Raw genomic sequence first — 24,094 nt, forward strand, 5'->3', positions numbered from 1 at the left:
TCTTTTCCTGAGCACAGTAGAGGGACTGCTTGCCGTAGGGCCGTCAGTCGACACAATAGTTCGGAAGAGAGTATCTGAAACTATCACCGCGCAGCGCTCAACGCTGCCAGAATTGCGGGCACGTCCTCAGCCGTAATGGCTCCGATATGCTGGTGCAGAATGACTCCCTTACCATCGATAACGAATGTTTCTGGAACGCCCGACGAGCCAATCGCCAACTGGATCGACGAATCCACATCCGATCCGATCGCATGATAGGGATTGCCGTTCTGCCGGAGGAATCGGTCGACGTCCGCAGGCCGATCACGGATTGCGACACCTTCGACAATCACGCCCTGCTGGGACAGTTGAGTCAGGATCGGGACTTCGGCGATGCAGGGCACACACCAGCTTGCAAAGACGTTGAGCAGTTTTGGCTGCCCGGTAAAGTCACGGGACGACAGTGCCGGACGGTCTGCCGCTGCAACAGGAAGGTCAAACGTCGGAAGCGGTTTCCCGATCATCTTCGATGGGTGGTTGCGGTCGTCGGGCGAATACAGTCCGCTCGCAACGACCCCGAAGAAGATCACGAACATCGCCAGCGGTGCCCAAAGCCAAAAACGCTTCATACCCCGTAAGCCTTGCGGTCATTCTGGCCCCATTCGCGCCGCATCCGCCCGATCAGCGACAACATGCCACCAAAGGCGATCATTGCGCCGCCCAGCCAGATCAAGGTGACCATCGGTTTCCACCACAGGCGCAACTGCCAGCGTCCAGTCCCATCGCCCTTACCGAAAACGAGGTAAAGCTGCCCATCAAGGCGCGTGGCGATGGCGGCCTCGCTGGTTTCAGTGGGCGGCGAGGAAAACATCCGGGCCTGGGGCTTCATCAGGAACGGCAAATTATCACCACGTTGGGCCTGCAACGTTGCTTCAAGCGCGGTCCAGTTTGGCCCGGCAATCGGTTCGATACCCAGGAATTTGATCTTGTAGGGGCCGACGTTCGCAGTGTCGCCGATGCGGGCCGCGACCAGCGTTTCCTTGATAAAGGCGCGCTCGGTCGACATGCCTGCCAACGCCACCGCGATGCCCAGATGCGAGACGACCATGCCGTAGGTAAACAGCGGAGTACGGCGCAGATTTCGCTTCCATAACGGCGCAAGGCTGGCCGCCCCGACGCCGATGGCCAACACAATGCCGAGAAACGGAAGTATACCGATGGGAGGCGCAAACGCCGCCATTGCCAACAGGGCGACCGCGCAAATCAGGACTGGCAAAGCGACACGCGAGACGACGGCCTTAAGGTTATCGCGGCGCCAGCGCGTGAGCGGGCCAAGCGCCATGACAATGACCAGCACAAGCGCGATAGGGCCGGCGGTGGCATTGAAATAAGGCGGTCCGACCGAAAGTTTGGTTCCCGAAATTGCCTCTGCTGCCAGTGGATACAGCGTGCCTATCACGACGACGCCGAGTATCGCGGAAAGAAGCAAGTTGTTCGCCACCAGTGCGCCTTCGCGACTGACGAGATCGAACTGGTTGCCCTCTTTCACCGTACCAATGCGGAGAGCGAACAGGGCTAACGCGCCTCCGATATAGAGCGACAGCAGCGCAAGGATGAAACTGCCGCGCGTCGGATCGACGGCGAAACTGTGGACGCTCGTCAATATGCCCGAACGCACAAGGAACGTGCCGACCATGCTCATTGAAAAGGCCACCACGGCCAGCATCACCGTCCATGCGCGCAGCCCGTCACGCGTGGCCAGGACCGTCACCGAATGGAGCAGCGCGGTCGCCGCAAGCCACGGCATCAGCGAGGCATTCTCGACCGGGTCCCAGAACCACCAGCCGCCCCAGCCAAGCTCGTAATAGGCCCAATAGCTGCCTGCGGTGATCCCGAGCGTCAGGAATATCCACGCTCCCAGCACCCAGGGGCGCATCGCGCGGGCGAACGCCGCATCAACCTTACGCGTGATTAGCGCCCCGACCGCGAAACTGAACGCGATCGACATGCCGACATAACCCAAATACAAAGTCGGCGGGTGGAACGCGAGGCCCGGGTCCTGCAACAACGGGTTGAGGCCAAGCCCCTCGATCGGCGCGGGGTTCAGGCGCGCAAACGGATTGGATGCGAACAGCAGGAAAGCGTAAAACCCGAACGCGATCAGTGCCTGAGCGGCGAGTGTGGCTACGAGCGTTGCATCATCCAGCCGCCGTTCGAATATCGCCACCGCCGCGCCTGCGATGCCCAGAACGGCAACCCAGAGCAGCATCGACCCCTCATGATTACCCCATGTTCCGGCGAACTTATAAAGCCACGGCTTCATTGAATGGCTGTTTTCGACGACCAGTTTCACCGACATATCCGAGCGTAGGAAACAGGTTATCAGCAGCCCGAATGCGAGTGCGACAAAAAGCCCTTGCACGACAGCGACCGAACGAACACCAGCGCGAAGTTCAGCGCGGCTGTCATTCAAACCCATCGCACCCAGGACAAATTGCAGCAGCGCCAGCGCGGCGGCAATCCAAAGGGCGGCAAGACCCGCTTCGGCGATCATTCCTTCAGCGTCTTTGTGACGTGTTCGGTCCCGGCAGCCTTTGGCGGCATATAATTCTCATCATGTTTGGCCAGCAAGTTGGTCGCGACGAACGTTTTGCCAACAAAGCTTCCTTCTGCGACGACGCCGGAACCTTCCTTGAAAAGCGCAGGCGTGATGCCACGGAAACGAACGGGTACGGTGCCGGTCTCATCCTTAACCGTAAAATCGATGGTAACGCCATCGGGCTGGTGCACGATACCGCCCATCGGGATCATGCCACCAAGCCGGATCGCACCCGCCGGAATGCCTTGGCGGGCGATATCGCCAGGTGCGTAGAAATAACTCGCCTGATCCTTCAGCGCCGACATCGCGAGCAGGCTCGATCCGGTCAGCGCAACGACGGCAACAACGGCGAGTATCAGGCGTTGATGCTTAGCCTTCATCGCTCGCCCTTCCGTTCGGCGCGGCGCATCGCGACATAGGCCCATAAAGTCATCGCGACGGTTCCTCCGATTGCGACGACATAGGCCGCCGTCACGAATGCCCACTGGTTCATGCGCGCGCCATCCGTGCCATGCGTGCTTCGGACTTTGCCTGCGCGAGGATGGTGCGCATCCGCATCAGGACGATGGCGGCAAACAACAGGGTGAAACCCAGCGTCGTGAGCCCAAGCGGCCAAAGCAGTTCCGGTGCAATCTTTGACCCCGACAATGTAATCGACGCGCCCTGATGAAGCGAGTTCCACCAGACGACAGAGAATTTGATGACCGGAATGTTTACCGCCCCGACGATGCCGAAGATCGCAGCGGCCTTGCTGACGCTGGTGCGTTCCTCGCTCGCGTCGGCAAGCGCGATATAACCGAAATACAGGAATAGCAGGACGAGCATCGAAGTCATGCGACCGTCCCATTCCCACCATGTTCCCCATGTCGGGCGACCCCAGATCGAACCGGTGGCGAGGCAAATAGCCGTGAAAACCGCACCCGGAAGGACGGTTGCCCGTGCAGCCACTCCGGCAAGCGGGTGCCGCCATACGAGTTGCGCAATGCTGGCTAGCGTTAGGCTCGACCAGCCCGCGATGCCGAGCCACGCTGCTGGCACGTGAATGTAAAGGATACGGACGGTTTCGCCCTGCAGCGCATCCGGCGGCGTGACGAACAGCCCGCCATAGGTACCCAGCGCGATCAGCACGGCACCTACGATGCCGCACACGCCCGTCAACGGGCGCGCGAGTTTCAGGAACCGCGTGGGATTAGCGAGGGCGTGCATTGAAAGCCTCGTCTAGCGAACCGCCTGAAATCTGCAACGGGCGTTCTTATGCGCGGCCGATCAATGCCTGAGCCATGCGATCCGCAACGCGGGCTGCGGTGTCGCCGGTGGCCGCGCTTTCAGCCCATATCGTCTCCAAACGACCGGGAATCCGATCAACGCGAGCCTCAACTTCTGCGCGGTCGCCCTGCCCCAGATATTCGAGCGCGACATTGATGATTCCGCCTGCGTTTATCACGTAATCAGGCGCAAACAGGATACCACGAGCATGGAGGCGATCGCCATCGTCAGGGGTTGCAAGCTGGTTGTTCGCCCCACCCGCAACGACCTGCACGCGCAATGCGGCAATCGTTTCGGCAGTCAGTATCGCGCCCAGTGCACAAGGACTTAGGATATCGGCTTGGGTGGTCAATATGTCAGCGGCGGCAACTGCGGTGCCACCAAGCTCATCCGCCAACGCCTTTGCGCGACCGGGCGATACGTCGGCGATCGTCAGCTTGGTGCCTTCCTTAGCCAGCAGGCGGGCCAGCCCTCCGCCGACGCTGCCCACGCCTTGAATGGCGACGTGAACGCCCGACATGTCATCGCTTCCCAGTGCATGCTTGGCTGCAGCCTTCACACCAAGGAATACGCCACGCGCAGTATAGGGACCGGGGTCGCCACCTGCCGCATTACCACCCACTGGCAGTCCTGAAACAAATTTGGTTTCACGCGCAATCGCGACCATGTCGGCGTCGTTCATGCCAACGTCTTCGGCCGTCACGTACTTACCGCCGAGCGATTCGATTGCGCGACCGAACGCAGCAATCATCTCGGTTGTTTTCGTCGCATTGGCGTCAGCAAGGATAACAGCTTTTCCGCCGCCCATCGGAAGTCCAGCCATCGCGTTCTTGTAACTCATCCCGCGCGACAGACGCAGCGCGTCGGTGATTGCATCGGCGCGATTCGGATAGTGCCAGAGCCGGGTGCCTCCTGCAGCGGGACCGAGAGCCGTGGAATGAATTGCTATGATGGCTGTCAGCCCACTGTCCCGGTCGCGGAACAGGTGAACGCCCTCATGATCGTCGAAATCGGCCAAATCCCAAACGGCGACCATGACGTGTGCCCTCGATACTATAAAAGAAATGGGGCGATCGACGGGGATTGAACCCGCAACCTCCGGTACCACAAACCGGCGCTCTAACCAATTGAGCTACGATCGCCACAAGGCGCTTTAACGCGGTCGTCGCCCTACGCGCGAGCATGTCATACCGTCAAGTCACAAGCGACCGGAAAGGTGCAGGACATATCCACCCGCGAGTGGCGCAAAGCCATTTGAAGCCAGTTTGGCGATGGTTGCCGGGTCAGTCGTGCGAACCGCCAGCACAGCACGCCACTGGCCCTGTCCTGAAATACGCAGGGTAAGCCGTTGCAAGGCAGACTGGCTGACCAGTGGCAAAATCAGCTCGCCCGCATCGCAGCGCGCGGTGCCGGTCAGTACTGCCAATTCCGTTCTTCCAAGTTCGCCCGAAAAAGTCGCCCGGACACGACCATCGGCAGATGCGCAACGATCGCCGCTAAACGTCACGGTGACTTCATTGAGACTGAAACTATCGAGTGAAAGCGGCGCAAAAGCCTGCGCAACATTAAGTTTAGCGGCGACTTGCGCAATGCCGGTCAGCCCATGTGCGGCGATCAAACGGCCCTCTCCCGCGTTGCCCGACATCCCAAATTCAGCGCGACCCGCCAGCAATGCCAGCGGTCGCAAACCCGTTTTAAGATCGCCGAGCGGGACGGGACCAAAACTGGCATCGGTGAGCGATCCCGACCAGATCGTCCCACTTGCCCCCGAGCAGTGAGTCCCGTTTTGTCGAGCCCCGACAGAGCGATACCGGCACCAAGAGGACACAGAACAATCAGCGCCACGATGAGTATGACACCGAACAAGCAGATCGCGCGGACACGGGTCATGGTCGCCGCAGCCTTAACGTCGCCTCAAAACTGAGGCTGGCGTCACTATTGGGTCGTATCGCCGATTTCTCGACAAAAATACCGCGCTGCGCGAGGGTGGCGAGCCACGGAAACAGAGCCTGACTTTTAGCCGATGATATTACAACATCGACGCGGTCATCTCCCTGCGGGTCCAGTCGCGATGGCGCGAATCCCGCCTGAGTCGCGGCAGTTTCAACGGCAACCTTCAGCGATGTCCCAAGTGAAGGCGGCGCTGTGCGGATTGCACGACGGAGAGTGTCAGCTCGTGCGGAAACCCGACCCGAAACGACCGTGGCCCGGTCTAGTCGGTCCTTCGCCTCGACCCGCGCGTTTCTCAGCGGTGCAATGACCCCAAACCAAAGAATAACCGCAAAAAGCAGCGCAAACATGATTGCAAGCAGAGCCTGTTCGCGCTCACTGCGAGCGGCCCAATAAACCTTCAACCGATCGATCATCGTGCCCGCACCGTATAGTCGCTCGTCGGGCGATCACCCCCGACAACACCCCGCACGGGCGTGACGATCAACCCCAAGGCCCCCATTCGTGTTTCGAATAAAGCGAGTTCAGCGGACGTGGTTGCATGGGCGCTGAAGTGCAGGCCCGCTGTGTCAAAGCTCATTGCGCCCACCTCGACATTCGCAGCAGCGCTAGCCGCCGATGCAACGGCATCGGCCAGTGGCAGGAAGCCGCCCCCCGCCCCACCGAACGCAGCCAAGCGTTCGTCGAGTTGCGCAAGCGGATCGGCGACCACAAGACCGACCGGAAGAACCGATTGCGCAACTCCAACATTGCGCGCTTCGATATTCCGCGCAGCCCCATTCAAATGGACAAGCTGGACGATCGGCGACACGATCAGCATCGCTAGGCAAGCCGCTGCCAACCATCCAATCCGGCGGAACCGGGCCGCATCCACCGCCCAGCGACGGCGAGGCGCAAACGAACCCTGTCGCAAATCGACTTCGGGAGCGGCCGCAGCAGCGATGATCGCAGCATCGATTTCGCCTGAGTCGAGCGTCACGATTTGCCCGCCCGTTAGCAAAGGCGTCAGGACCGGGTCGTCAGCAAATGCTCCATCCCGGCCCCGGATAATCGTTTCCCACCCCAGATCCGCCACAATGAAGCCGATATCGGGCCGCTCAACGATCAGGGGCGCTGCAATGATCGCATCGGGATCAATGCCCCGCGCACCAAGTTCACCCAAATATCCAGCTATCCGGCCGCTATCCAGCACGACGACGGTTCGTTCCCCGTCGATGCTTGCGCTGACGGCGACATGGAGCGTGGCGATGGGCGAAACGCTGTTCTCGGCGACTGCCAGCCGCGCTGCACCCCGGGCCTGCGGGTCGGTCAGATTGGGTAGGACAAGTTGATGCACGACGACATCGGACGCAGGAATGACCCCAACGATCCGCGTGCCTTCGTCAGGCGATGGAAAGCCCTCTCCACGACCGTTTATCCGACCGTCTGCGATGCTCGACCAACGTGTGGGCTGCCCCATGAAGATGACGACGGTCCTTCCCGTCACGTCGCTTCGCCATAACTGCGGCGAACGAGCTTCGCAGGCTGGAGCGCCGCGTCGATCAGCGCATTTTCTTCCAGCTCTGCGCCGGTCAATTCGATCAGCATATGCAACCCGAACCAGCGCGACCGCAGACCAAGCTGCTGCTTTGAGAAGTCCGAAGTTCCCCGAAGGTCGGACTGCTCCCAAAACTTGACGAGGTCGCTGTGCCCACCAGCCGGTCGCGCGTCGATGATCGCCTTTGCGCGTGCGGAGTCGAGGCCGGGCACCATCATGGCAAGCAGGGGTGCCTGAGCCGGCAGCAAGGTGTTGATATTGATCTGGGACATATCGGCCATTGGAAGCGCGCAGAGAAAAGGTCGAACGCGGGTGTAGAGCGCGGGCGTAACCCCGGCAACGGCACGCAACTCACTTGGGTCGACCATTAGCGTATTACCCGTTCGATACGGGATGGTAGCGGTTGCATAGCTCTCATCTTCGGCGCCTCCCGGCTGCGGCACGGAATCGCTGTCTATCCAGTCGGCGGTGGCAATCGAGACTCGGCGCGCATCCGCTGCTGGAATTTCCAGCAACGCCATCAAACGCGCAAACTGCGTGACGGCTTCCGGGCGAACGACATAGCTGTTTTCGGACTGTTTTTGGACCATTCCGTTCAGGTTGAAACAGTTGCCGCCATCGGTGAGCCGGGCCGAAGCAGAGCCGCCGTCGATCGGGAAATTAACGTCACGGTTCGCCCAATTGCCTTCCAGAGTGGTCTTTGCCGTGTCGCGTTGAAGCAGATCACCAATCCGATAGAGCGACACCGTTTCGGCCGACATCGCATAGGCACGCGCCTGATCGATCGCGCTGCTATTACCTGCCAGATGAGTGGCAAGTTTAAGTTTTTCGAGACTGGCAGCAGCCAACACTGCGACGATCGCGACCAGAAGCAGCACCGAAAGCAGAGCCGCGCCTTGTTCCTCTGGTGGAGCGGCGTGCTTCATGGATAAGCTGTGCCGACAAGGAACGCCGTCAGCAGCGCAGCATGGGCCTTGCGCTTTATCGTCAATTCGACCGCACGCGGCATCTGGTCCAGACGGCTGGTGTCCCAGGCCGGACGCCAGCCCGCTTTCTCGCGGTAGCGAAGACCGACACTTTCGACGTTGTCCGCGAGCAAGATAGTAGTTGCAGGCATCGTGCCGTCCGTCATCGGATAGGCACGTCGCTCGATGCGTCCCTTGTCCAACACGATATCGACGCGCTGAATACCGGCGCGGGCGCTACTGTCAGGATTGCTCCAGCCTGCGCGAACATATCCCATCAACAGCCCGTCTCTGCTGCCATCGGTCCCCGCGAACGCGCGAACCGGATCACCATTCAGGGCACGCGAAATACGGGGCAGCGCCTGTGCCAGATCGCTGGTAAGTAACGCCGACAGCCGTCGGTCCTGCGCCATGTCGTCCAGTCTTGCTGACGCCGAAGCCTGAGCGCGGACACTGAACGTCAGAAGCGAAACACCCGCCACAGCGATCAGCCCAAAGATGAACAGCGACACCATAAGCTCTACGAGCGTGAAACCATTTTCGGCGGATTGGGGGGCTGCGGGAAGCGTCATTGCACCGCTCTCGCCAGCGAAAGCTTCCCACTTGCCCGCCCCCTGTCATCGACCACGGTGAAATCGACGCGGGCAATTCGAACGTCATCGGTGCGGGTAACGACGCGGGTCCAGCTCCATTCGCGGCCACCATTGATGACCGAACCCGTGGCGCGACCAAAGCTTGGTGCCGATGGGTCGCTCAGCACTTCGACGGCCAGATTTCGAACGACTGTCTGTGCAATCGAGCGATCGGCCAATAAAGCCGTCGAGTTCATGGTCACCCCCTCAAGCCGGAGTAACGCGAGCGCCGCAAGGCTGAATATGGCGAGTGCGACAAGCATTTCGATAAGCGTGAAGCCGCGTTCACGATCCGACACGAATGACTCCATCCCCGCTGATAGAGACAGTGGCCCGGTCAGAATTTCGAACAATGGTGAATGTTACCGGGTTAACGACCGCGCCCGTAGTGTCGAACACCGCGCGCTTTGTACCGTTGGCGTCGACAATCGCGGTCGTTCCCGGTTTCCATCGCCGCGCATCGAATGGCCTGACGTCGACAGCTTGCCAGCCCCCGCGTCGACGCCGGGATGTGCCATAGCCGTCGGTCGTCACCCACACGCTCATATCGCGCGATTCCACGATGGCATCGTCGCGCACCGCGATGGCACGTGCCGCAAATGTCTCCGCCTCGACACGAGCACGTCCGCCCGGATCGGGCATCGCAAGCACGACGGCACCCGACGCGATACCGATGATCGCGACGACGACCATCAACTCGATCAATGTAAAACCCTGTTCGGGGATGCGAACTTTACTGCCAGTTGCCGATATCGGCATTTTCGCCCGTCCCCCGGCCACACCATCGGCACCAAGCGTCGAAATATCGAACGCCCCATGCTGCCCCGGAAATGTATAGATATACGGTCGCTTCCAAGGGTCGTTTGGAAGCTTTTTGATATAACCACCCGTCGTGCTGCTATTCGGCGACGCAACGAGTGCTTGAAGCCCCTGCGCACCGGACGGATATGCATTATTGTCGATCCGGTAATGTTCGACCGCTTGGTCCAGCGTCGCAATGTCGGTCTTTGCAACCTGCGCATTCGCCTTGCCGAGACTCGGTAACACATTAATCGCCACGATCGTCGTAAGCAGGCCGATAATCACGATCACGACCATCAGTTCGACAAGCGTAAAGCCGTTTTCGGAATGATGATGTGGAGGTTGGAAGTTTCGTTGACGGTTCATGTGCCGGCCAGTGTTTCGAGTTGAAGAATGGGAAGCAGGATCGATAGCACGATCAACGCAACCACAGCGCCCATGATGACGATGATCGCCGGTTCTAACAGCGACAATGCGGTTGCGGTGAAACCGTCGAACTCACGTTCCAGATAATCGGCTGCGCGCTCAAGCATGGTGTCGAGTTGGCCCGAAGCCTCTCCAGACGCCGTCAGATATACCAATAGTGGCGGAAACAACGCCGTGCGCTTGAAGGCGGCGGAAAGGCTGCCGCCCCCCGAACGCCCTCGATTATTTCTTCCGAAGCCTTGCGCAAACGGCGGTTGCGGATCGTTTTTCCGGTGAGGACCAGCCCTTCCAGCAGAGGCAATCGACTGGCAACCATGGTCGACAATGTGCGAGCCATACGCGCGGCGTGAAGATCTCGCGTAAGGCGACCGATCAACGGCAGCCGGAGCCATGCGGTATCGACGCGCAGGCGGATTTGTTCATCCTGCATGGCGCGCCAACCGAGCGCGAAGGCTGCGACGATGAGCAGCAACAGCACCCACCAATAACTGGCGAGGAATCCCGAAAATCCCATGACGATGCGAGTCAGTAAGGGAAGTTGCTGACCCACCGAGTCGAACTGATCGACGACCTTTGGAACGACGAAGACCATTAGCGCCATGACCACGAAACCAGCAACGACTGCCAAAACGATCGGATAAGCCAGCGTGGTGGTAATCTTTGCGCGAATGGCAGCCTGCCGTTCCTGAAGATCGGCCAGCCGTTCGAGAATTTGCGGCAACGTGCCTGCGCTTTCGCCAGCCGCTATCATCGCTCGATATAGCGGCGGAAAGCTTTTGGGCTCACGCGCCATTGCATCCGACATTCGTCGCCCTTCGACAACGCCAGCATGGACGCGATCGAGTACGAAACGGTGCGTGTCTGCCTCGCTTTGGCGCGCGATCGTGCGCAGCGCCTCTTCCAGCGGCGTGACCAGCGCCAGCGTCGCAAGTTGCCGGGTAAACAAGGTTAACTCCTTGTTAGACAATCTTTTACGACTGACTCTTCCAAGAGTCAGCAGAGGCTTAGGCCGCGTCGCTTCTGGTCCCGAAGGTTCGAGGCACACGACATAAAACCGCTTCCGATCGAGCCGCGACCGCGCATCTTCCACGCTGACGGCGGCAATAGACCCACGCCGTTCGCGACCCGCGCTGTCCAGGACGAGAAAGTCGAAGTCAGCCATCGTCAGACCCGTGGCGCGATATTCGCACGGCTTCCTCGGGCGTCGTCAGCCCTTGCCGAACCAGCTCCCGCGCCGCCGCCCCCAGGCTTGGGGCATTGGCAAAGGCGTGACGGGCGATCACCATCTCATCTCCGCCTTCATTGATCAGGCGACGGATCGTTTCGTCGATGCGGATTGCTTCGAAAACGCCGATACGCCCCTTGAACCCACTGCCGCCGCACTGTGCGCAGCCAACCGGTTCGCAAATGACAGTGCCGACTTCGAACCTCATGACCGCTGCAACCGGTGCACTTGCCTCAATGGAATTGCAGCAAACGGGGCACAGCCTCCGCACCAGTCTTTGAGCAATCACGGCACGCAGCGTCGAAGCCAGCAGAAACGGCTCGATCTTCATGTCGCGCATCCGGGTGATCGCGCCAACGGCATCGTTCGTGTGTACCGTCGACAGCACTAGATGCCCGGTCAGCGAGGCCTGCACCGCAATCTCGGCCGTCTCACGGTCGCGGATTTCCCCGACCATCACGACGTCGGGGTCCTGACGCAGAATGGCGCGCAGTCCGGCAGCAAACGTCAGCCCAACCTTTGGATTAACCTGCGTCTGCCCACCCCGTCCGCCGCATATTCGACCGGGTCCTCGACCGTCAGGATGTTTCGCGTGCCATCGTTCAGCAGCCGCAACCCGGCATAAAGCGTAGTCGTCTTGCCCGACCCCGTCGGCCCGGTAACGAGGATGATGCCATTGGGTTCGGTAAACGCATCGCGGAGCAGCGCATTCAGAGCTGGCGCCATCCCCAGCCCATCCAGATCAATGCCTGCATTCTCCTTGTCCAATATGCGCAAAACGACCCTCTCACCCGCCCGGCTTGGCAAAGTAGAAACGCGGACATCGAGCAGTTTGCCCCCAAGCGTCAGCGAAATTCGGCCGTCCTGCGGCACTCGTCGTTCAGCAATATCGAGCCGCGCCATCACCTTTATCCGACTAACGATGACGGGCGCGACATGGGGAGGCATCCGCAAAGTCTCGCGCAACAGCCCGTCGATCCGCATCCGCACGACCAGGCCGGTTTCATAGGGCTCGACATGGATATCGGAGACGCCCTGCCTGACTGCATCCGCGATGATCCCGTTTATCAGCCGGATCGCCGGCGCGTCATCGGCGGTGTCGAGCAAATCGTCGGCACTTGGTATCCCACTCGCCAGCGCGTCGATGTCGTGCGAGCCCATCGCCATGGCGGCAGCTTCACCGTCCATCTTGTAACTGTCGGACAAGAGCCGATCGAACGCAGGCGCATCGGCAAAAGTCACGTCGAACGACTGCGCAAGGTAGCGGCGCACTTCGAGCAAGGCACGGGGATCGGCCCCTTCACGCAGCGCCACCGACATTCGCCCGTCAGCGCCAGGTTGCAGGACGACGCCGAACTTGCGCGCAAAGCCATATGGAATGGCTGTAACCGGCAAGGTTAGCACCTCTGTCATCTTTTGCGCCGAGCTGGCGGAACGGGCAACGGACTGATCGTGGTGGTCGATGTTGTCGACTGAACCACGACAGGCTGGGCGGGGTCGATGATCGCTGCCGGCATCAGCGGCGGCTCGACGCCCATATATTCACGCAGCAGCTCATCGATCGACGGCTCACTATCCGGGTTTTGCAACAGTTGCTGATTCCGGACCGTCGCATAACGCCGCGCAGACAGCGCCTGCGCATCACTTGCGGTTTTCAGGATCGTCGGTCGGATGAATACCATCAGATTGGTCTTCCCGCGCGATTTGGTCCGAGAACGGAAAAGCTCGCCCAACACAGGAATATCGCCCAGCAGCGGCACCTTCTCGATGGTCCGCCGTTCATTGTCGTCGAGCAAACCGCCGATCGCCATGATCTGCCCGTCGTCCACCGTCATCGTCGTCTGAATTTCACGTTTGTTGAGGATAAGATCGGACGAATTCGTCGCGACCGGTCCCGAGATCGAGCTAACCTCCTGACGCAAGAAGAGTTTGATTGCGCCGCCTGCGCCGATTTGCGGCTTTACTTCCAGTTGGATACCGACGTTCTGGCGCTGTACCGTGCGAAATGCGTTGTCAAAATTGCCCGACAAAGCTTCTCCCGTCGTGATCGGAATTTCCTGCCCGACGAGGATCTTGGCCTCCTGATTGTCGAGCGTGACGACGGATGGCGTGGACAGTAGATTCGACGTGCTATCCTGCGACACAGCATTGATGATCGCGCCAAGGTAATTGCCGTTGCCGATCGGCGCTACGAAGCCGCCGGTCCCACCGGTTGCCCCGCCAAGCGAGGTCAGGCCATTCTGGATCAGCGCCTCACTGGTCGTGTTGCCACTCGATGTGGTGGTGGTCGTGCCGTTGACGGTTGTGGTGGTCGTTGTTCCACCGCTCAGCCGATTGGATAGCAGTGCCGATCCGATCGAGACAATGCTCGGCACAACGTTGGAATATGTGGTGAAAGCGCCCCCGTTCGCGCCACCGGCAAGCAATTGTATGCCAAGTTTGCGCGCCGTCGTGTCCGATATTTCGACGATGATCGCCTCGACCAACACTTGTTCGCGGCGCGAATCAAGTTGGCGGATAACTTCGCCCAGTGTGCGCTGCGTCTCTTTCGATGCTGAAATAATGATCGCGTTGGCACCTTCGTAGCGCGCGATGATTGCAGCGGACCGGCCATTCCCACCACCGGTAGTCCCCGAACTACCGCCATTGGTCGCTATCGGGGCGGCAGGCGGAGCACTCGTACCCGGCAGCGCTCGCGATTCGGTGGACACGACATGTTGAGTCACCGAAGTTGCCTGTCCCACCAATGTCTGAAGCACTGGAAGCAGTTTTTCAGCGTCGGCGTGTTCCAGAAAGATAACGCGAATTTCCGAACCTGTCGCGGCATTGCGATCGAGGTCGGCAGCGATCGCTGTAAACCGTGCCACGCTCTGCGGATCACCACGCAATGCGATCGAATTGGAGCTATCGATGGCAACGATCGTTACATTGCCCCGCACATCGGCCCCCGCTCCAGCCAGCGTCTGGAGCGACGACGCAATCTCTCGGGCACCAGCGTTTTTCAGCAGGATCACACGGGTTGACGCGCTGTCGGTGTCCAGCCGCCCGATCACGCTGCGGATACGGCGGATATTGTCGGCATAATCGGCGACGACCAGACTATTGCCGGACTTGTTGGCGGTGACAGACCCTTCTTTGCTCACCAGTGGCCGGATCGTTTCGACTACATTTGCGCTATCGACCGACCGCAACCGGAAAATCTCTGTGACGAAGCTGTTGCGCGACGCCCCCAGCGACCCCACGCGCCCCGGCTGCGACGATGCCGTGTCGATTGGCTGGATGCGATAGGCTCCATTGCCCGTCGGCACCGCAACCAGTCCATTGGCGCGAAGGGTTGACAGGAATACCTCGAAATATTCCGACCGGCTAAGCGCCCGGTCGGTGACGACGGAAACTTTACCGACCACCCGGCTGTCTATGATAAAGGTCCGTCCCGTGACCCGCGCGGCATCCTGAATGAATGCGCGTATATCGGCATCGCGCAAATTCAGAACCTGTTGCGCCGGGGCGGCGGTGGCGAGCGCGATAGCTAACAGTGCTGCGTATCGCCTCACGGGCGCGACTTCAGAATGAAAGCCATGGTTTTTCCCGCTCTCTGGACAGTGACAGCAATCGGCGCCCCAGAGGGTAACCCGGCTATCGCGCGTTCTGCGGCTTGTGGAGAATCAAAGCTCGCCCCGTTGATCTGCGTCACAATATCCCCCGGTAAAAATCCTGCGGCGTGGAATGGCTCGATAGATCGCCTGGGCGCAACGGCAAATCCGGTGATAATTCCTTTTTCGAACCGCGGCGTGAAAATGAAATCCGATTGTGAAGCGGGAGTGCCCGTGTCCAACACTGGCCGATCGGATGAACCGTTATTGGCACCGAATGCGGGCTGCGCAGTCGGGGCAGGCACTGACTGATCCAGAAACAATTGCTCGGCCGATCCGCCACGGTCGATTGTCACATTATCTCGCGCTACCGATTTCAGGCGTATCCCCGGCATCACCTCATCACCGATCGCAAAACTTTGCTGAACGCCGTCAGGAGTGGCGATAATAGCCGATCCGTGACCGGTCGCTTCGTCCAACCGTACACCATATAATTTCAGGGGGAGGCTAGTGATGACTGCATTGCCCGACTGGGCTGACATCCGAAAAAATGGATCGAAAGTTTTGAGCGCATCGGCTTTATTGGAATACGAACGCAACGACTGCGCTTCCCAGTTTCCCACCGGTCCCAATGGCGCAAAGGCAGTCCAGATCAAGCGTGCGCACTGAATCGCCAATATCGCTGTCAACACCGCCTCGATCCAGCCGTAAGGGAACTGGCGCGACATTTTCGGAATCATCCGGGCGCGCCACGCTGCCAGTGTCAATTGCATTCAATATGCACGGTTGCGTCGTCCCCCAGTCGTCTGCCTGTTCGTTTAGGTCGGAACACGCCAGTGCGCGATACACAATTATCCGCGTCGGTGGATTAAACGAGCATCAGTGCCGCGAGTAGCGCCAGACCAAATGAAATCAGCGTCGCAACGATCACGGGCACCGATGCACGCCAGCCCTGTTCGAGCAAAAGATTCATAGGTGATCGAATGCCGGTGGCTGTTACCGCCAGCAACAGCAGTGCGGTGGTCGCGCTTTTTGCCCCGACCAGCGCTGGCTCCGGCACGATAAAGAGCGAATGAATCGCGCACAGGATCAGGAACCCGAGGACGAACCACGGCAAGCCAATCAGCCCACGCTTGGTTTCGCCTTCCGCCGGAAAGGCCAGCGCGACCACCGTAAGCGCCGGGGCAAGCAACGCCACGCGCGTAAGCTTCACGATCGTCGCTGTCTGACCTGCTTCCGGCGAATATGAATAACCCGCGCCAAGCGCCTGTGCTACATCATGAATCGATGCTCCCATCAGGAAACCCGCCTGCTTGTCGCTGAGATGCAGTGAGTGTGCGAGCGCGGGGTACAACGACATCGCCACCGCACTGGCAGCCGATACAGCCACCAGAACCAGTGTCAGTTGCGCCTGACTTGCTCGCTTCTCGCCAAGCACGGATGCAATCGCCAATGCCGCCGACGCCCCACATATCGCCACCGCGCCCCCGGCCAACGTACCGAACGCAGCGCCACGTCCGATCGTTCGCGCAGCGGCGGCTCCTGAAAGCGTTACGATCGCCACCATGGCTACAATTGCGCCAAGAGCGACCCAGCCAAGACTTGCGATTTGTCCGAACGTAATTTGAAGGCCGACCAGCACGATGCCCCAGCGCAACAGCGTTTTCGACGCAAAGCCGAGGCCGGGATGCAAGCGGGCATCGCCGTTTGCGAAATTGAACGCCAGGCCGATCAACAGGCCCATGAGCATCAGCGGCGCGCCATAATGTTCGGACAAGTAAGCAGCGGCCAGCGAAGCAAGCACAGTAATTGCAAGACCGGGGAAATATGCGCTCAGGGGGTAGCTGACATCTGGCACGGTTTCGAGCAGATCACCGTAAAGATCTGCCACGGCCGGAACTTTGTGCGATGACACCATAGACGACGCTATGGCAAAAAAAAATTGATCTGCCTACGCTTGCCGTTAACCCGGCTCGCGCGCCGAACTAAACAGCGCAAAGCGAGGGATCAAACCTTAGCGAACGTCCACGGCGCTCGATTTTCCGCGAACAATCGATAATATGCGCGGCATGAAAAAACGCTTCCTGCTTCCCTTAGCGCTAATCGCCCTCACTGGCTGCGTGAGTACGGTAAAAACGGTCGTGACCGCGCCCTTCAAGGTCGCTGGCAAAGCGGTCGATTGGACAACGACCAGTCAGGAAGAGGCCGACCGAAACCGCGGGCGCGCCGATCGCAAAGCCGAAAAGCGCGAAAAGAAAGAAAGACGGGCACGAGAGAAGGAGCAGCGGCGGGAAGACCGCTCGCTCTAGCCCGTGGTGGGCGCGGCAGGGATTGAACCTGCGACCCCACCCGTGTGAAGGGTGTGCTCTACCACTGAGCTACGCGCCCCCGCCGATCAGGGCCAGAAACATGGCCCGTCTAAACGAGGTCGGGCAGCGTTTTCGCGCCGCCCGACGCCACGCCGCTAGCCGCGACGGGGACCCATTGTAAAGGACCTTAGTTGCAGGCGTCCTTCAAACCTTTGCCCGCTTTGAACTTCGGCTGCGTGGAAGCCTTGATCGTCATCGGCTCGCCGGTGCGCGGATTGCGCCCTGTCGATGCCTTGCGCTTTGTCACCGAAAATGTGCCGAAACCCACCAGCCGCACTTCGTCGCCACGCTTCAGCGATGTCTGAATCTGCTCAAAAACGGCTTCAACCGCCTTGATAGCATCGCCTTTTGATAGGCCCGCAACATCGGCAACCGACGCAATAAGTTCCTGTTTGTTCATCCGAACCCCCAAATTTCATGTACAATTACGGAATCGACTTTGATCGGCGCGCAGTAACGCTTTCCGGGCGAGTGTTGTCAAAACAAAAAACCAGGACGCCTGTTAAACAGCACAGACGCCCCAATTCGTTACAAGGATCAGTGCCGCACGGCCTCTTCAGTTAATGGATGAACGTGCGGGGGTTGTGCCGCCAATTCATCAGCTTCGCTCCATTCGATCGCCAGCAACGGTTCGGTTAACGCGAGCGCCAGCACTTCATCGACATGGCGCACCGGGATAATCTTTAACCCCTCGCGAATATTTGGAGGAATCTCGACCAGATCCTTTTCGTTTTCGTGCGGGATCAACACCGTGGTTATCCCGCCACGCAGCGCAGCGAGCAGCTTTTCCTTCAAGCCGCCGATAGGAAGCACCCTGCCCCGCAACGTAACCTCGCCGGTCATCGCCACGTCGCGACGAACCGCAACGCCCGTCAACGTCGAAATCATCGCCGTGACCATGCCAATACCCGCCGATGGACCATCCTTTGGCACAGCACCTTCGGGCAGATGGATGTGGATATCTTTGCGCGCGAACAGGCTCGGTTTGATGCCGTATGAAGGAGCGCGCGCCTTTACGTAACTGAGGGCCGCCTGGATCGATTCGGTCATTACCTCGCCAAGCTTACCCGTCGTCCGAACCTGCCCTTACCGGGCACGGTGACGGCCTCAATGGTCAGCAATTCACCGCCCACTTCGGTCCATGCCAGCCCCGTAACGGCACCGATCTGATTCTCTTCCTCGCCCAGCCCATGCCGATATTTCAGCACGCCCGCGAATTCGGACAGATTCTCTGGCGTGATCGTAACCGCAGTGACCTTTTTCTCTAGAATTTGACGCAAAACCTTCCGAGCCAGTTTCGCGATCTCCCGCTCCAGCGTCCGCACCCCGGCTTCGCGCGTGTAGTTCTGGATCAGCGCGCGCAGTCCTTCATCTGTCAGTACGAACTCGGTCGGCTTCAAGCCATGCGCCTCGACCTGCTTTTCGATCAGATGCCGCTTGGCGATCTCGACCTTCTCGTCCTCGGTATAACCGTCAAGCCGGATGATCTCCATGCGGTCGAGCAACGCCTGTGGCAGGTTCAGCGTATTCGCAGTCGTCACGAACATCACGTCCGACAGGTCAATATCGACCTCCAGATAGTGATCCTGAAACTTGCCGTTCTGTTCGGGGTCGAGAACCTCAAGCAAAGCCGACGCCGGATCGCCACGGAAATCCTGTCCCAGCTTGTCAATCTCATCCAGCAGGAACAGTGGATTACTCGTCCCCGCTTTCTTCAGATTGGTGACGATCTTACCCGGCAGCGACCCGATGTACGTCCGCCGATGTCCGCGAATTTCAGCCTCATCACGTACGCCGCCCAGCGACTGGCGCACGAACTCACGCCCGCAAGCCTTGGCGATCGAGCGGCCAAGCGAAGTCTTACCCACGCCCGGAGGACCGACGAGGCACAGGATTGGCCCCTTCAGCTTGTTGGTACGCGCCTGAACCGCCAGATATTCGACGATCCGATCCTTGACCTTCTCCAGCGCATAATGGTCATCGTCCAGCACAGCCTGAGCCGCAGCGATATCGCGCTTCAGCTTCGACTTCTTGCCCCACGGCAGGCCCAGCAACACATCAAGATAGTTGCGCACCACCGTCGATTCGGCCGACATCGGCTGCATCGTCTTCAGCTTTTTCAGCTCCGAAGTCGCCTTTGTCCGCGCTTCCTTGCTCAACTTCATCGTGGCGATTTTCTGGGTATATTCGGCGATCTCATCGCCTTCACCATCTTCGCCCTCGTTACCGAGTTCGCGCTGAATCGCCTTCAACTGTTCGTTGAGATAATATTCGCGCTGGGTTTTCTCCATCTGGCGCTTTACGCGAGTGCGGATCTTTTTCTCGACCTGCAACACACCCAGTTCGCCCTCCATAAAGGCAAACACCATCTCGAGTCGCTTGGCCGGGTCGCCCTCTGCCAATAGCGCTTGCTTGTCGGCGACCTTCACCGAAATATTCCCGGCGACAGCATCGGCCAGACGGCTCGCGTCCTCGATCTCGCCAAGTTGAACCGATGTTTCGGCGGGCAATTTCTTGTTCAATTTGGCGTAATTGTCGAACTGATCGACCACCGACCGCATCAGCGCCGCAGTCTCGACACTGGTCGTTTCCTGCTCCTCGACCAACGCCACGGTCGCCGTCAGGAATTCGCCGCTCTCATCAAGCGCAGAGAGCGTCGCCCGCGCCCCGCCTTCGACGAGCACACGCACGGTGCCATCGGGCAGCTTCAACAGCTGCATAACGGTTGCCACGACACCAAGGTCATAGACATCGTCACGGCCCGGATCATCGTTCGCAGGGTCAAGCTGCGCCACAAGGAAAATTTCCTTGTCGGCCTCCATCGCCGCTTCGAGAGCGGCAACCGATTTATCACGGCCCACGAACAGGGGGACGATCATCTGGGGGAACACGACAATGTCGCGCAACGGAAGGACGGGATAGTTCTTGCTCATATTCGCCATATGGGCGGTGCAAAGCCGGTCTGCAATCCGCAGAACAGCGCAGCCCCGTCCCTGATTAACAGATTGGTTATGCTTCGCGCCTAAGTTCACTCTGCAACGAGCAGGGAACTCGCCGGTGAATATCGCGGACATCATCGACATGGCCACGCTATTCGCATCCAACCTTGTCCATCGCGCGCTCGGCACCCTGCTTGCACCCGCTTCCCATTTTTCGCTGTTGTCGCTGTTGTCGGCACTCCTGATCGCTGCGGCATTCCTCATTGCAAGACGGCCCGCGCACCGCCCCGTCCCGCTACGCGTCCTGATGCGCGCCCTGATCCCACGCCGCTGGTTCTTTACACCCTCAGCCCGCGCCGATTTCGGCATGATGGCGCTCAACCTCTTCGTCACCAGCGCGCTCGTCGGATGGGCTATCTGCTCGGCGGCAACCGTCGAACACCTCCTGTCCACGCAACTCGATTCACTCTTCGGCACCGCTCGCCTGATCACCGCCCCGGCAATCGTCGGAAGCATTTTCATGACCGTGGCGATCTATCTGGCCTATGAATTCGCTTACTTCAGCAATCACTATCTCAGCCATCACGTGCCATTGTTCTGGCAATTCCACCGTACACATCACACCGCCGAAACACTGTCACCGATAACGAACTTCCGCGTCCATCCGGTCGATACCGTGTTGTACTTGAATACCGTCGGCCTGTTTCTCGGCGCGACATCGGCAATCGTTCGACACGTTTTCGGTATCGCCGCCACTCAGTTCGAAATCGTCGGTACGAACGTACTGTTGCTGTCGATCCTCTACCTGCTCACCCACCTTCAACACTCGCATATGTGGATCGCATTCACGGGACGGCTTGGTCGGGTGATCCTCAGTCCAGCCCATCATCAAATCCATCATTCGTCGGACCCGAAACACTATAATCGCAACTTCGGAAACACGCTTGCGCTGTTCGACTGGATAGTTGGAACGCTGGCAATTCCATCCAAAAAGCGGGAATTACTGATCTTTGGCGCGGGCCCGCTACCCTATGATCCGCACACGGTAACGGGCACGCTCATCATGCCATTCGTCGATGCCGCCAAACTGACAGAACGGTCGCCGGTCAGCGATGATTACGGGGTCGCACAACGAAACGCGCCTGCCTGAAGCGCGACGTTACCAGCCGCAGCTTCGTCCCTTATTCTGCACTTGCAACCACGTCATCAACGGCTTGAAATAAGCGATCATCGACTTTCCGCTCAGCTCGCGGGTGCCAGTGAAGGCCTGCAAAGCTTCGGGCCATGGCTTGGACTGTCCCATTGCCAGCATCGTGTTTAGCTTCGCGCCGACCGCCTTGTTCCCATAAAATGAGCAACGGTGGAGCGGCCCCTTCCACCCGGCCTGCTTGCACGCAGCCTCGTAAAACTGGAACTGGTAAAGCCGCGCGAGGAAGTAACGCATATACGGCGTGTTTCCCGGAATATGGTATTTCGCGCCGGGGTCGAAGTCCGCCTCGGTCCGCGCAACCGGCGGCGTAATCCCCTGATATTCCAGTCGCAGATCGGTCCAGGCCTTGTTATAATTTGCAGGCGTAATCTTTCCTGAAAACACGCCCCAGCGCCATTTATCGACCAGCAACCCGAATGGCAGGAACGCCACCTTGTCCATCGCCTGCTTCAACAACAGGCCAATATCCTTGTCGGGACTCGGCACCTTCGACGCATCCAGCAAACCAATCTGCACCAGATATTGCGGCGTGATCGACAAAGCGGTCGTGTCTCCGATGGCCTCATGGAAGCCATCGTTTGCGCCGTTTTGATAAAGGGGCGACTGCTTATTATACGCGCGCTGGTAATAATTATGACCAAGTTCGTGATGAATGGTCACAAAGTCGTCGCCATTGACCTTGGTGCACATTTTTATGCGAACGTCGTTCAGATTATCGATATCCCACGCGCTCGCATGACACACCACTTCGCGGTCGCGTGGCTTTGTGAATTGCGATCGTTCCCAGAATGTTGCGGGTGGCTCTGCAAAGCCGAGGGACGAATAGAAATTCACACCGGCATGAACCATTTTCAGCGCGTCATAGCCCTTTGCAACCAGCAACTCGCCAGTGTCATACCCCAGATCGCCCGCTCCCTTCGGCGCAACGATGTCATAGATATTGCCCCATTCCTGCCCCCACATATTGCCGAGCAGATCAGCACGGATCGGGCCGGTCGTCTTTTGCACGGCGTCGCCATATTTCGCATTCAGTTGCGCTCGCGTGTAACAATGAAGCTCATCGTAAAGCGGTTTCACCTCCGCCCATAATTTATCGGTCAGCGCCGCAAATTCGTCGGCGGGCATATCGTAACCGGACCGCCACATCGCACCCACATCGGCGTAACCCAGTTCAACCGCGCCTTTATTGGCGATCTCTACCATCCGCGCATAATCGGGCCGCATCGGCGCACCGACCTGCGTGTGCCAGCTTGTCCACATTTCCTGCAATTCGGCGGGATTACGGTCGCTGCCCATCTTCGCTTCGATATCCGACCCGTTGATCGGCTGACCGTTCAGCGTCCCCTTACCCTTGCCATAGGCAGAATTCAGCCGCGTCGTGATGACGTTCAGCTCATTCGCCGCTCCGGGCGTGGATGGGGCCGGGATCGTCAGGCCATTACGGAGAAAGTCCAACTTGCGCCTGGTATCGAACGACAGGCCCGCCACTTTTTGAAAGCGCGCCGCCTCCTTGGCAAAACGCACGCCCATTTCAGTACCCTGCGCGCCGACTCGGGCGGCGACGGCATCGGTATCATCGGTAATATATGTGTTATTGATCCACGAAACTTGCGCGTTGAACACGTTGAAATCGGCTTGTTCCGCTTCTGCCGCAGCAACAAAAGCGTCCGCGTTGGCAACTGTTGCCGCAGGTTCGGGAGCGACTGCCCCTTGAGCAAGCGCTGGCGTAGCAATGGCCAGCGCCAATGCAGAAACGAGTATTTTCATGATGGCGAACCCCTTACGCAATTTTATTGCGTAAGAGTGCCGATGTCGTTTTGGCGGGTCAAGGGTGGAACTTCTTAAATCCACTTCCTGAGACTGTCGAAAAGCTGCCCTTCGACAAGCTAAGGAAAGTGGAGAACAAATTTTTAGTTCGTCAGAAATTTCGCAATCGCTACGCCCATTTCAGGGCTTGTGACTGACGACATATGCGTGCCCGGTACAATTGCCAGCCGCGCATTGGGCAGCACCGCCTCCAGCGACTCCGCAGAGCCGTTATCGTCATCCTCGCTGCCGCAGACGAGCAGCGTCGGCATGGTCAGCACCGTCAGCAAGGAGGGATCAGTGTCGGCAAACGTCTCCAGCAACAGCCCTGCGGCAACCGTATCGATCTTCATCGTCTTCATGAACTGGATCGACAGCCAGTGTGGGTCGCCGCGCTTTGCGGTTTCAGCCATCGCAATGGCTTCGACGAAAAACCGTTTCCGGTTTCGCCATCCGGCCAAACCTTCCAGCCCCACACCTCCCAAAACGATCCGCCGCGGCGTCATCCCTCGGATAACAGCCCGAACGGTCGTCCGTGATCCGAGCGAAAATCCGCCAAGATCATAATCGTCCAGCCCGAGATGCGCGATTAAGGCTTCCACATCGCAAACCAGCACATCATCGAAATAAGCGGCCGGATCATGGGGAGCGGCGCTGTCTCCATGTGCTCGCAAATCGGGCATGATCACCCGAAATCCAGCGTCGGCGATCTGCTTGGCCGTTCCGAATTTGATCCAGTTCACATAGGCGCTGGAAAACAGGCCATGCAAAAGAACGACCGGCCGCCCCGCCCCCAT

At 59.1% G+C, this 24,094-nt stretch carries 20 protein-coding genes, 2 tRNA genes and 3 pseudogenes; 2 read left to right on the forward strand and 23 right to left on the reverse strand.

Annotation, left to right across the window (positions count from 1 at the left end; all coding sequences use genetic code 11):
• Positions 1 to 83: 83 nt before the first annotated feature.
• The 18 genes and pseudogenes from D3Y57_RS06410 to D3Y57_RS06495 form a co-directional block, all read right to left on the reverse strand.
• Positions 84 to 608, reverse strand: a complete 525-nt coding sequence (locus D3Y57_RS06410; RefSeq protein ID WP_121152292.1) for a DsbE family thiol:disulfide interchange protein — start codon at positions 606 to 608, stop codon at positions 84 to 86.
• Positions 605 to 2,533 carry a heme lyase CcmF/NrfE family subunit gene (locus tag D3Y57_RS06415; protein WP_121152293.1) on the reverse strand — a complete coding sequence of 643 codons (1,929 nt, stop codon included), beginning with the start codon at positions 2,531 to 2,533 and terminating at the stop codon, positions 605 to 607. The genes D3Y57_RS06410 and D3Y57_RS06415 overlap by 4 nt, the downstream gene beginning before the upstream one ends.
• Positions 2,530 to 2,958, reverse strand: a complete 429-nt coding sequence (ccmE, locus tag D3Y57_RS06420; RefSeq protein ID WP_121152294.1) for a cytochrome c maturation protein CcmE — start codon at positions 2,956 to 2,958, stop codon at positions 2,530 to 2,532. The genes D3Y57_RS06415 and ccmE overlap by 4 nt, the downstream gene beginning before the upstream one ends.
• A gap of 109 nt (positions 2,959 to 3,067) precedes the next feature.
• Positions 3,068 to 3,784 (reverse strand): heme ABC transporter permease CcmC, encoded by a 717-nt coding sequence (ccmC, locus tag D3Y57_RS06425; protein WP_121152295.1) that lies wholly within the window; start codon positions 3,782 to 3,784, stop codon positions 3,068 to 3,070.
• Between the two features lie 46 nt (positions 3,785 to 3,830).
• On the reverse strand, positions 3,831 to 4,880 hold the full coding sequence (locus D3Y57_RS06430) for a Glu/Leu/Phe/Val family dehydrogenase (RefSeq protein ID WP_121152296.1): 1,050 nt from the start codon (positions 4,878 to 4,880) through the stop codon (positions 3,831 to 3,833).
• A 29-nt stretch (positions 4,881 to 4,909) separates the two neighbouring features.
• A tRNA-His gene (locus D3Y57_RS06435) sits at positions 4,910 to 4,986 on the reverse strand.
• Positions 4,987 to 5,042: 56 nt separating this feature from the next.
• Complete coding sequence (gene gspN, locus D3Y57_RS06440; protein ID WP_162987007.1) at positions 5,043 to 5,672, reverse strand: type II secretion system protein N; 630 nt, start codon at positions 5,670 to 5,672, stop codon at positions 5,043 to 5,045.
• Positions 5,673 to 5,730: 58 nt separating this feature from the next.
• On the reverse strand, positions 5,731 to 6,210 hold the full coding sequence (locus D3Y57_RS06445; RefSeq protein ID WP_121152298.1) for a type II secretion system protein M: 480 nt from the start codon (positions 6,208 to 6,210) through the stop codon (positions 5,731 to 5,733).
• Positions 6,207 to 7,280, reverse strand: coding sequence for a type II secretion system protein GspL (gspL, locus tag D3Y57_RS06450; RefSeq protein WP_121152299.1), 1,074 nt, complete (start codon positions 7,278 to 7,280; stop codon positions 6,207 to 6,209). Before gspL ends, D3Y57_RS06445 begins: the two co-directional genes overlap by 4 nt.
• Positions 7,277 to 8,257, reverse strand: coding sequence for a type II secretion system minor pseudopilin GspK (gene gspK / locus D3Y57_RS06455; protein ID WP_121152300.1), 981 nt, complete (start codon positions 8,255 to 8,257; stop codon positions 7,277 to 7,279). Before gspK ends, gspL begins: the two co-directional genes overlap by 4 nt.
• Positions 8,254 to 8,868, reverse strand: a complete 615-nt coding sequence (gene gspJ, locus D3Y57_RS06460; RefSeq protein WP_121152301.1) for a type II secretion system minor pseudopilin GspJ — start codon at positions 8,866 to 8,868, stop codon at positions 8,254 to 8,256. The genes gspK and gspJ overlap by 4 nt, the downstream gene beginning before the upstream one ends.
• On the reverse strand, positions 8,865 to 9,227 hold the full coding sequence (gene gspI, locus D3Y57_RS06465; protein WP_239025964.1) for a type II secretion system minor pseudopilin GspI: 363 nt from the start codon (positions 9,225 to 9,227) through the stop codon (positions 8,865 to 8,867). Before gspI ends, gspJ begins: the two co-directional genes overlap by 4 nt.
• On the reverse strand, positions 9,214 to 10,095 hold the full coding sequence (gene gspG / locus D3Y57_RS21325) for a type II secretion system major pseudopilin GspG (RefSeq protein ID WP_121152303.1): 882 nt from the start codon (positions 10,093 to 10,095) through the stop codon (positions 9,214 to 9,216). Before gspG ends, gspI begins: the two co-directional genes overlap by 14 nt.
• Positions 10,092 to 11,317 (reverse strand): annotated as a pseudogene (gene gspF, locus D3Y57_RS06475) (type II secretion system inner membrane protein GspF). The gene gspG and the pseudogene gspF overlap by 4 nt, the downstream one beginning before the upstream one ends.
• Positions 11,310 to 12,793 (reverse strand): annotated as a pseudogene (locus tag D3Y57_RS06480) (GspE/PulE family protein). The pseudogenes gspF and D3Y57_RS06480 overlap by 8 nt, the downstream one beginning before the upstream one ends.
• Positions 12,790 to 14,934 (reverse strand): type II secretion system secretin GspD, encoded by a 2,145-nt coding sequence (gspD, locus tag D3Y57_RS06485; protein ID WP_121152304.1) that lies wholly within the window; start codon positions 14,932 to 14,934, stop codon positions 12,790 to 12,792. The pseudogene D3Y57_RS06480 and the gene gspD overlap by 4 nt, the downstream one beginning before the upstream one ends.
• Complete coding sequence (locus tag D3Y57_RS06490; RefSeq protein ID WP_239025965.1) at positions 14,931 to 15,746, reverse strand: type II secretion system protein N; 816 nt, start codon at positions 15,744 to 15,746, stop codon at positions 14,931 to 14,933. Before D3Y57_RS06490 ends, gspD begins: the two co-directional genes overlap by 4 nt.
• A 95-nt stretch (positions 15,747 to 15,841) precedes the next feature.
• Positions 15,842 to 16,864 (reverse strand): YeiH family protein, encoded by a 1,023-nt coding sequence (locus tag D3Y57_RS06495; RefSeq protein WP_239025966.1) that lies wholly within the window; start codon positions 16,862 to 16,864, stop codon positions 15,842 to 15,844.
• A gap of 178 nt (positions 16,865 to 17,042) precedes the next feature.
• Between D3Y57_RS06495 and D3Y57_RS06500 the strand changes: the two genes are divergently transcribed.
• Entirely contained in the window at positions 17,043 to 17,282 is a 240-nt protein-coding gene (locus D3Y57_RS06500; RefSeq protein WP_121155548.1) for a hypothetical protein, read from the forward strand.
• 4 nt (positions 17,283 to 17,286) lie between these two features.
• Here D3Y57_RS06500 and D3Y57_RS06505 read toward each other — a convergent pair.
• From D3Y57_RS06505 to lon, 3 genes and pseudogenes are all read right to left on the reverse strand, one after another.
• Positions 17,287 to 17,361, reverse strand: a tRNA-Val gene (locus D3Y57_RS06505).
• A gap of 108 nt (positions 17,362 to 17,469) precedes the next feature.
• Complete coding sequence (locus tag D3Y57_RS06510) at positions 17,470 to 17,742, reverse strand: HU family DNA-binding protein (protein ID WP_121152307.1); 273 nt, start codon at positions 17,740 to 17,742, stop codon at positions 17,470 to 17,472.
• A 137-nt stretch (positions 17,743 to 17,879) separates the two neighbouring features.
• Positions 17,880 to 20,275: pseudogene (gene lon / locus D3Y57_RS06515) on the reverse strand (endopeptidase La).
• Between the two features lie 124 nt (positions 20,276 to 20,399).
• Between lon and D3Y57_RS06520 the strand changes: the two are divergent.
• Positions 20,400 to 21,431, forward strand: a complete 1,032-nt coding sequence (locus D3Y57_RS06520; RefSeq protein WP_121152308.1) for a sterol desaturase family protein — start codon at positions 20,400 to 20,402, stop codon at positions 21,429 to 21,431.
• Between the two features lie 9 nt (positions 21,432 to 21,440).
• Here D3Y57_RS06520 and D3Y57_RS06525 read toward each other — a convergent pair whose 3' ends face one another.
• A complete protein-coding gene (locus tag D3Y57_RS06525) occupies positions 21,441 to 23,258 on the reverse strand; it encodes a M2 family metallopeptidase (RefSeq protein WP_121152309.1) in 1,818 nt (605 codons plus the stop codon).
• A gap of 143 nt (positions 23,259 to 23,401) precedes the next feature.
• Positions 23,402 to 24,094, reverse strand: coding sequence for an alpha/beta fold hydrolase (locus D3Y57_RS06530; protein ID WP_121155550.1), 693 nt, complete (start codon positions 24,092 to 24,094; stop codon positions 23,402 to 23,404).

Origin of the sequence: Sphingomonas paeninsulae, from assembly GCF_003660165.1 — a bacterium.
GTDB classification, from domain to species: domain Bacteria; phylum Pseudomonadota; class Alphaproteobacteria; order Sphingomonadales; family Sphingomonadaceae; genus Sphingomonas_O; species Sphingomonas_O paeninsulae.

Excerpts from the sequence above, each read along its gene's own strand:
- gspG (WP_121152303.1), bottom strand. The coding sequence starts at position 10,095 with ATGAACCGTCAACGAAACTTCCAACCTCCACATCATCATTCCGAAAAC.
- D3Y57_RS06430 (WP_121152296.1), bottom strand. The coding sequence starts at position 4,880 with ATGGTCGCCGTTTGGGATTTGGCCGATTTCGACGATCATGAGGGCGTT.
- D3Y57_RS06510 (WP_121152307.1), bottom strand. The coding sequence starts at position 17,742 with ATGAACAAACAGGAACTTATTGCGTCGGTTGCCGATGTTGCGGGCCTA.
- D3Y57_RS06445 (WP_121152298.1), bottom strand. The coding sequence starts at position 6,210 with ATGATCGATCGGTTGAAGGTTTATTGGGCCGCTCGCAGTGAGCGCGAA.
- D3Y57_RS06530 (WP_121155550.1), bottom strand. The coding sequence starts at position 24,094 with ATGGGGGCGGGGCGGCCGGTCGTTCTTTTGCATGGCCTGTTTTCCAGC.
- D3Y57_RS06415 (WP_121152293.1), bottom strand. The coding sequence starts at position 2,533 with ATGATCGCCGAAGCGGGTCTTGCCGCCCTTTGGATTGCCGCCGCGCTG.
- D3Y57_RS06490 (WP_239025965.1), bottom strand. The coding sequence starts at position 15,746 with ATGCAATTGACACTGGCAGCGTGGCGCGCCCGGATGATTCCGAAAATG.
- D3Y57_RS06525 (WP_121152309.1), bottom strand. The coding sequence starts at position 23,258 with ATGAAAATACTCGTTTCTGCATTGGCGCTGGCCATTGCTACGCCAGCG.
- D3Y57_RS06500 (WP_121155548.1), top strand. The coding sequence starts at position 17,043 with ATGAAAAAACGCTTCCTGCTTCCCTTAGCGCTAATCGCCCTCACTGGC.
- gspJ (WP_121152301.1), bottom strand. The coding sequence starts at position 8,868 with ATGACGCTTCCCGCAGCCCCCCAATCCGCCGAAAATGGTTTCACGCTC.
- ccmE (WP_121152294.1), bottom strand. The coding sequence starts at position 2,958 with ATGAAGGCTAAGCATCAACGCCTGATACTCGCCGTTGTTGCCGTCGTT.
- D3Y57_RS06410 (WP_121152292.1), bottom strand. The coding sequence starts at position 608 with ATGAAGCGTTTTTGGCTTTGGGCACCGCTGGCGATGTTCGTGATCTTC.
- gspK (WP_121152300.1), bottom strand. The coding sequence starts at position 8,257 with ATGAAGCACGCCGCTCCACCAGAGGAACAAGGCGCGGCTCTGCTTTCG.
- ccmC (WP_121152295.1), bottom strand. The coding sequence starts at position 3,784 with ATGCACGCCCTCGCTAATCCCACGCGGTTCCTGAAACTCGCGCGCCCG.